Raw genomic sequence first — 8699 nt, forward strand, 5'->3', positions numbered from 1 at the left:
GTGTGGTCTTAAGATAATAAAGCGAGTATTTACAACGATAAAGAGTTGTCAAAGCTATGATTCAGGCGTCTGAGAAAAGTCTGCTAACCAAAGCATAGAGCAGTGCTTATGTTGGGTAACTAAAAATATCTCATCTGACTCTTGTTGATTTTTTTCCACCATATTAACAAACAGTGATAAGCTGATAAACGGTGATAACCAATTATTTAATGGCATATAATGCCCTAAATGATGTTCATTTACTAGAGCGCCTTTTGCTATAAATGCTTCGAGAAAGTTCATATACGTTGATAGGTCATAAGGTTGTTTTAATGGATTAATGTCTGAAATAGTGGTAATACTCATATCTGCTAGAGAGACATTAGTCTTGTTATTAGTTTTGTCTTTGATGTCAGACGATTCTTTTTTTGGTTTTGTTGTCGGTTTATCAGTGGTTTTTAGCGCGGTCGTATCGGTCGGTGACAGTGAGAGGTTATTGTTTATCAATAGATTTTTGATAGCCGTTAGGTGTTGGAAATAGCTGCGTTTATTGTTGTTTTTAACGTCACTATCTTTAGGACTTGGGGCGCAAATCTCAGTCAATAAAATACTGGCACTGGAATCGATATTGAGTACATCTTGAGCCGCTTGATTAGAAAACACCAACAGCGCACCAGCTTCGGTAGGAATGACATTAAAAGCAGAGTTTGAGTACATATGAGCATCTAACCATTCTTCATTTATCTGTGAGTCAGCAATGAGCATTAAGCAAAGCTCAGGGGCGGATGACTGAGACAATGGGATCAGATATCGGTTAATAAACTTGCTAGGTCCATGAATACCATGACTACCATCAAGCTCAACGTTATCTTCTATACTATCTTCTACGTTATTTTTTATAGTGACATCATCAGTCGGAATGACTTCAATAGAGAGTAGTGCTTCAGGAATACCGTAGGTCGCTAGTTGCTCTTTGATGGCTGCAATAAGTAACGCTGAGTCGGCGCTGGCAGGGAGGCACAAATAAATGGGTAGCTTGGCGAGCGATGTACCTGCAGAGACAGAAAGCGTGTCATCGTTGCTTGAGTCATTGGCTGACTCATTATCTGGTTGGCTGTTTTCTTCACTGGCGCTCGCTAAATAATGCTGCTGCCACTCAGGATGGACATCAATGGCTGAGTTGGGTTGGGTATTGTTATTTTTATGGTACTGATGGAAGTGCTCGGCGAGGATATACAATATCTCATCGCTTGACGCAAGCTGCTCATAAACCAATGAGCATAAGCGTAAAGTTACATCATTTAACGCTGGCATGTGCTCTGTATGCGTATCTTCGTTATCATCAAAATCCGAGTCTGCTAAAGAATCATCATAAAGGTAAGCATAGGGTAAGGAGGCAGCATCGGTGAGTCTGGCGATGGGTTTGGTCAGTATTGGCAGCCCATCCATATCCATCAGATCTTCGCTTAATACTGTCAGGTCTTCATCGTTGTCTACCACATCAGACCAGCTATCCCCCTCGGGCAAACAAACACGGCTATAGATAAACAACTGATAAGTATCAGGCAGTTTGACGGGGGCTTTTTTATCAGATTTTGCCCCAGTGCTATCTAACGCTTCTCTTTCTTGGCTGTTTAATCTTTTTTGCCACCACAACAGCATCATGATAACGCCAACAAATAATAGGGGGATAGCAACAAACCACAGTAACAAACCGGACGAGGTAAGCTGTCGAGCATTGTCTTTAAAGTACATCCAGACCAAAATCAGGTAAGCCACTAAGAGCATCACGACAACAAAGCGGCCATAAGACAGTATTTTTTTTGCGCCCACTTATTTAAACCTCTTGTTTGTTTGGTTTTTTATTGTATTTATGACTATGTTTACAAAATTTATAGGCAGTATTCTATGGCATTTACAAGGTTCTTTCTACTAAATTTAATGACTTTATTTTACTAATATTATTTTACTAAGATCGTATTCAACAATAAGTAGAAATGATAATTTTATATTTTTTTAATAAATAGCTGAACTAATAAGGTCTATCACGTTATTAAGTCAATATTAATAATAAATCGTTCGTATAAAGCCCGTCAGCATTAATAAAACCAAGGCAGGAGAATAAGAAAATAGCATAATTAAGTCGGCTTTATTTCCAACGAAGATGTTTTATCTATATAATACTGACAAAATAGTAATTACCAACGCCTGTTTGTCTTTTTTCGTCGTTTTGGTTTTATCGTCTTATGATGTATGTGATCGTTTCTTTCTTTACGTTGCTATCGATTATGATGATTGTCATGCTCTTTGATCGGCAGCTGTGCGCGCGATTATTGGGCAAGATTGCGATCTATTTTCAACGATTATTCAGCCCCAGAACTAAGCATTCATTACCCAAGCATTCATCAACAGAACCACCTAAGCAGCCATTTAGTTATCGTATCAAGCAGTTTGGGCGGTTTATTGCAAAAATAGATGTTTCGCGACTCCCAGTGATATCGGCATTATCACTGTTGATTATCATGGCGACGGCTGGGCTGTGTTATGCCTTGATTACTAGTCATTCACTTGAGGTGTATCATGCAAAAGATACGCGGCCCAGCACTACAAGCGCACAAATCAGCCAGCTGTTAATAGGAGAGCGCCTGAGACCGCCGCCAGCGCCGCCTGAGGCGTTGTTCGCTGAGTTAGAGGCCGAAGTTGCAAGCTATCAGGCCGATAAAGCGGAGGAAGGCTATTGGCCTGAAAATCAAACGAATGTGCCTCAAGCTGGCAGACCGCTGATGCTGCCTGAGCCTGACTTGTCTGAGCTAAATACGCAAGATCACAGTACGGGTTATTCGGGTGATATGCTGGCCTCACATCTAAATAATGGCCATATCAATATCAAAAATGCTGACCGTAATTGGAAAAAAATGAACTCAGAGTTTGTTCAACGGCTGTTGACTGTGTATAAAGTAATGAGTGATCAGTATGGCTATGACATGGTGCTTTTAGAAGGCTATCGTAGCCCAGCAAGGCAAGCAAGGCTGCTCAGAAAAGGCTCTCACGTAACCAAGGCGGGGTCGTATAAAAGCTATCATCAGTTTGGTTTGGCAGGTGATAGTGCCTTTATTAGAAATGGTAAGATTGTCATCAGTGAAAAGGATCCTTGGGCGATGCGAGGCTATAAATTATATGGTAAAGTAGCCAAATCTGCTGGACTTGTGTGGGGTGGTGATTGGCGTATGATGGATCTTGGCCATGTTGAGCTGCGTAAAAAAGGGGTGCTTGGGCGCCCAGAAATGGCAGAGATTTTGACCAGTCAATAATGACAATAAGATTTAAGGTAAATTGAAAATATGGACAGATGTATGACATTGCCGATGGCATTAATAGCCACTGGTTGTTTGCTAAGCGGTGTGCTCGCTGGATGTAGCACTGATAAATTGAGCAAATCAAATGACAAGGTGTCGGCACTGGCAGGCGAATCTCCTATTGGAAATACCATGAGTAATATCGTTGGTAGTGGCAAAAACAGTGCCGATTTGCAAAGCTTGCAAGCGCAGTTAGAGCAGCAGCAACAGCAGCTTGCGACCATGAGTGCCGAGCAGCAAGCACTACAAGAAAAACTAACGCGTCAGCAGATAACACTCCATATTAAACCCGCTGCCAACGCTAATGCTGGACGTGCCAAACTAGGGACAGCAAGCACCGCTTATATTGCGTTCTTAGAAGAAGAAAGTGAGTTCAGTGATATTGAAGAATTGGCTGCCAAAGAAGTCAGTGTGATTCCAAATCGTGATTCCAGTCTGACGGTAAATATTCCACAAGATGCACGTTTTATCGCCGTTAAAGTGGGGTTAAGGTATACCAAAAAGCGCTCACAGTTTCTTATTCCACTTGCCAGTCTCAATTTTGATACGCCATTTACGCTGAATATAGGCGCATGCGATGTCAGTATTACTGAGGGTATCGACCCGGCGCTGGCGCCTACATTTAGTACCAAACTTAAATATTATCAGCAGCCATTAGTCAGCTGTTCGTAGGAGATTGTCTTGAGCAAACATAGAGTATTGTGGGGCGAAGGGCTGTTTTTGCGTCCTCAGCATTTTCAAATTCAAGACACGTATCATGACTCGCAGCGAGCATTAAGTATGATGCTGGCGCACCCTTATGCTTATGGGGTATCTGAGGTTCAGATCGATGAGCAATTATTAGAAAGTCATTTATTAAGTTTTCAGAGTATTTATGCAGTATTGCCCGATGGTACCATATACCAAGCACCTCGCACCGATGCATTGCCAAAAGCAGTTACCTTAGATACTCAAGATAATGGCGATGAGGTTTTTGTATTTTTAAGCTTAGAAATTGTCCATAGCGGTGGCAGTAATATTCAGACGGATCACAGTGATAATCCAGCGCGCTATGTCAAAGGTGCTGTTGAGGCGCAAGACCTATATAGTCAAGCCGCTGAAGCGGTCATCGATGTGATTAAGCTGTCGCCAAGTCTGCAATTAAGCCATTCTGCGCAAGTGCCCAGTCAAGATACGGTGTCTTTATTGATCGCTAAGCTCGTGCGTACCACCCAAGGCGTTTATCAAGTCGATAATGATTATATCGTCCCGAGTGTGCATATTACCAGTAACGCTGCGCTCGTTGGGCAAGTCTATCGTTTGATGACCATGATTAATACCAAGTCCACCTCATTGTATGACCATCATCGTCAATCTAACAATGACTTGTTAGAGTTTCGCTCTTCAGATATTGCGTCTTTTTGGCTGCTGCATACGCTGAATACCGCATACTCTCAGATCAGCCATTTATATAATAATGCCAAACTACACCCAGAACGGCTTTATGAGGCGCTATTAAATGTTGCCAGTCAATTGGCTACTTTTAGCTCATTATATAAAGTAGGGGATTTGCCTTCTTATCATCATGACAATGCCAACGAATCGTTTGTCGGTATTATCTCGATCATACGTGAGCTGCTCAATACGGTGATTGCCAGCAACTTTATCTCAATTCCATTACGTCAGACCAAACCGTCTTACTACACAGGTGATCTCAGTAGTGACAAAATTACGCGCGGCTCACAGCTGTATCTGTCTGTTAGCTCATCGCTACCGATGCACGAGTTAATCGACATCGTGCCACGCCGCTTCAAGGTTGCGACCCCTGACTCAGTAGAAAAACGTGTTCTCTCTGCGCTGCCAGGCTCTCCTGTTTCGCACGTCACCCAAGTACCTAGCGCGATACCGGTAAGACCAGGCTTTAGCTACTTTACCATCGAGCCAGTAGGTGAGCTGTATGACGAGATGCTAAAGTCTGAATCTATTTGTATTTATGTGCCAAATGGCTTTGATGATTTAAAAATTGAGCTGATGGCCATCGTACAGTAGTTATGCCGCGTCTCTAGTGGTGCTAAGGTTGAAAGATCAATAGACACTAAATAGTATTTGAAACAATAAGCATTAGGAATAATCATGTCAGGGAATAATTCAGTGGGCTCTGCGCCCTCACTATTGGATTCGGGTGAGGTAGCATCAAAAGTCTCAGCAGCGGGACTGGATAAACGTATCAGCAGCCAGTCGCTGGTCGATATTATGTATGACGGCTTTTATTTGGTATTCCTGCTGCGTAATCATTATTTTAGTAGCGAGCCGCGTAGTTTTCGGCAAAAGATATATGCATTTTTGGACAAGTTCGAAGTTGATGCTCGCAAAAAAGGTTTTTTGTCAGAAGACATTCATGAGGCAAAATACGCTTACTGTGCGCTGATTGATGAGACCATCATGACCACGCAGGACCCAGAGTTTCAAACCCTAAAAGATGCTTGGGAGATGAATCCTTTGCAACTGGATTTGTTTGGTTCGCAAATCGCGGGCAATGAGTTCTTTGAGCGTTTAGATGGTTTGCGTGAGCAAGGAGAGAAGCGCCTACCTGCTTTAGAGGTGTATCATTATGCGATGCTACTTGGCTTTCAAGGCAAGTATCGTTTAGAAGCGCCAGAGAAAATTCGGTATCTTATCTCGCGTTTGGGCGATGAGATTGAGCATCTACGCGGCAATAAAAACGCGTTCTCACCGTTTTGGGCGATTCCTGACCAAATCAAGCACACGCTTACTAGCGAGACGCCATTATGGGTTATCCTTGCCGTCATGGCAGTGTTATTGACCGTGATATTTGCCACCATGTGGCAGTTTACCAATAGCTTTTCAAATGAGCAGCTCTCGGCATACGACAATGTTATTCAAGAAAACAAAGAGCAAGCGCATATTTCAATATTTTTACCCTAGCGTTTGCTGATAACCATACCGCGAATCCACTTGCAAAAGAATACCGTGCTGCTGGGATGCTTGTTTTTAAACATATAATTAAAATACTTTAAAGACGCTACGATACTGCTGGTATAGTTTTTTTGTAGCCTCTGTCTGCGTAGGCACAGCAAGCTAGAAAAAACTGTACCTGCAGTACGTGATGTATCGATTTTACTTTCACTGACTATAGGTTCCGCAGCTTCTGTTTGCATAGACACTGCCAGCCAAAAAAATCCATTCCAAATGAAAAAAAACAGCAGCCATAAAAAAACCCCCATCAAAGTGATGAGGGTCTTGGCAAATGCCATAATTGAATTAAATATAATTCAAAAAATTTACAACTAAAATGTGGCTCTCCAACCTGGGCTCGAACCAGGGACACACGGATTAACAGTCCGTTGCTCTACCAACTGAGCTATTGGAGAATAAGCTATAAGCGTTTAAAACCTTATAACGAGCCTTAGAAGTCTCTAACGAGTTCTTGCTAAGTGGGGCGTATTCTAGCAAAGATAAAAAATACGTCAAGCCTTTTTTGCATAATTAGTAAAGATTATTGTATTAATAGCACAATCCGAGGTTTTTCACCAAGATTTAGCAATGGCGAGGTGAATAAAAAAACGCCCACATAAATATTATGGAGCGTCTTGTTATAGAGAGGTTGTTTAGAATGATTTTTTAAAGACTTATTCAGCCACGTCCAAATCAGCAACCGCCTTTTCGATACGTGACAAAGCATCTTTTAGTGTGGCTTCATCAGTAGCGTAAGAGATACGCATATAGCCGCCAAGACCGAACGCATCACCCGGTACAACAGCCACGCCAACCTTATCGAGCAACCATTCCGAGAACTCAGTACAGGATGATAAACCCGCCGCTTTAATTAAAGGTTTGATGTCAGGATAAACATAAAACGCACCATCAGGACGCAGGCAAGTAATCCCTTTAATCGCATTTAAACCGTCAACGACCAAATCACAACGCTTTTCAAAAGCTTCTACCATAGGCTCAAGTATGCTTTGGTCGCCATCGATAGCGGCTTCTGCTGCGACTTGGCTGATAGACGTGGGGCATGAAGTGGACTGCGATTGTATTTTTTTCATCGCTCCGATCAATTTGGCAGGGCCACCCGCATAACCGATACGCCAACCGGTCATCGCATAGGCCTTAGAGACACCATTCAAAATAATGGCGCGGTCTTTCAGCTCAGGCGCTGCATTCAAGATATTGTAGAATTTATCACCTGTCCAGCGAATGTGCTCGTACATATCATCTGAGGCAACGTAGATTTTTGGATGTTTTTTCAATACTTCAGCGATGGCTGTTAGCTCATCTAAGGTATAGATCATGCCAGTTGGATTCGATGGGCTATTCAGTACCAACATTTTGGTTTTATCGGTGATAGCGGCTTCTAATTGCTCGGCAGTGATTTTGAAGTCTTGCTCAGCTGGGCATTTGACGATGACTGGCACGCCTTCTGCGATTTTGACCATGTCAGGGTAGCTGACCCAATAAGGTGCTGGAATGATAACTTCATCACCTGAGTTGATAAAGGCTTGGGCAAGGTTAAAGAATGATTGTTTACCGCCGACCGATACTAAAACCTCATTTGGCTCATAGCTGATGTCATTGTCGCGTTTGAACTTTTTAATGATGGCTTTTTTGAGTTCTGGTGTGCCATCGACAGCGGTGTATTTGGTAAAACCATCATTAATGGCATCAATAGCCGCTTTTTTGATGTGTTCTGGTGTATCAAAATCAGGTTCGCCAGCGCCCAAACCGATGATATCTTTACCTGCTGCTTTTAGCTCTGTGGCTTTATTGGTAATCGCTAGCGTAGGAGATGGTTTGATGTTATTGACGCGGTCAGACAGTTGCAGTTCGCTCATGAGAAATCCTTTCTTATGGAGTGGGGTGGGTAAAATATAATATTCGCTATATAGCGTTTAGATGTTATCAGAATGTGTATCAGACAGTTTAAAAACAGTTCAGGCAGATTGAAAACCTGCCACTTTAAACTTTTTTAGAGATAATTGACGCTCAACCAAAAGCGCTTTTGGCTTTATTGTAGCATGCAGCTATTACGCTGTCTTATAGGGCTCGTAAATTATAGAGCTCGTAATTTAAAATAACGAGAGAAACAGCCGTTCTATGCGCGCTATGATAGAAGTGTTGAGCAGTTTGAAACACTGGCTGATTGCGAAACCACAACAATAGGCTGATAATCTTGCGCTATGATTGTTTAGATTTTATAAATAAAACAGATGATATGTTAATTAAATGCAGTTAATGCAAATAGTTAAATAAAAACAATAATCAAGATTTAAAGATGAGATAAATTGTAAATTCAATAAAATTAAAAATAACTAAAAGGACGTTTATCATGACAGATTCTACCAGAAAATTAAACATTCTCATTAC

The 8699-nt window shown here is 41.9% G+C and carries 6 protein-coding genes and 1 tRNA gene; 4 read left to right on the forward strand and 3 right to left on the reverse strand.

The annotated features are described in order from the left end of the window. Positions 1-54: 54 nt before the first annotated feature. Positions 55-1812, reverse strand: a complete 1758-nt coding sequence (locus tag ACT3TU_RS12935) for a hypothetical protein (RefSeq protein WP_444784464.1) — start codon at positions 1810-1812, stop codon at positions 55-57. 413 nt (positions 1813-2225) lie between these two features. Here ACT3TU_RS12935 and ACT3TU_RS12940 point away from each other — a divergent pair, with 413 nt between their 5' ends. From ACT3TU_RS12940 to icmH, 4 genes are all read left to right on the forward strand, one after another. Beyond that, on the forward strand, positions 2226-3290 hold the full coding sequence (locus ACT3TU_RS12940) for a M15 family metallopeptidase (protein WP_225735220.1): 1065 nt from the start codon (positions 2226-2228) through the stop codon (positions 3288-3290). 42 nt (positions 3291-3332) lie between these two features. Continuing rightward, positions 3333-4007 (forward strand): hypothetical protein, encoded by a 675-nt coding sequence (locus ACT3TU_RS12945; protein ID WP_444784465.1) that lies wholly within the window; start codon positions 3333-3335, stop codon positions 4005-4007. A gap of 9 nt (positions 4008-4016) precedes the next feature. Next, positions 4017-5363 (forward strand): type VI secretion system baseplate subunit TssK, encoded by a 1347-nt coding sequence (tssK, locus tag ACT3TU_RS12950; protein ID WP_192529069.1) that lies wholly within the window; start codon positions 4017-4019, stop codon positions 5361-5363. Between the two features lie 84 nt (positions 5364-5447). Further along, positions 5448-6260: a type IVB secretion system protein IcmH/DotU gene (gene icmH, locus ACT3TU_RS12955; RefSeq protein ID WP_192529070.1), complete on the forward strand. Its 813-nt coding sequence runs from the start codon at positions 5448-5450 to the stop codon at positions 6258-6260. A gap of 370 nt (positions 6261-6630) precedes the next feature. On the opposite strand, the gene ACT3TU_RS12960 is transcribed toward icmH, so the two are convergent. After that, positions 6631-6706, reverse strand: a tRNA-Asn gene (locus tag ACT3TU_RS12960). 258 nt (positions 6707-6964) lie between these two features. After that, positions 6965-8167 (reverse strand): pyridoxal phosphate-dependent aminotransferase, encoded by a 1203-nt coding sequence (locus ACT3TU_RS12965; protein WP_444784466.1) that lies wholly within the window; start codon positions 8165-8167, stop codon positions 6965-6967. Positions 8168-8699: the final 532 nt, after the last annotated feature.

This window comes from Psychrobacter sp. AOP3-A1-26 (assembly GCF_052378235.1).
GTDB lineage: Bacteria > Pseudomonadota > Gammaproteobacteria > Pseudomonadales > Moraxellaceae > Psychrobacter.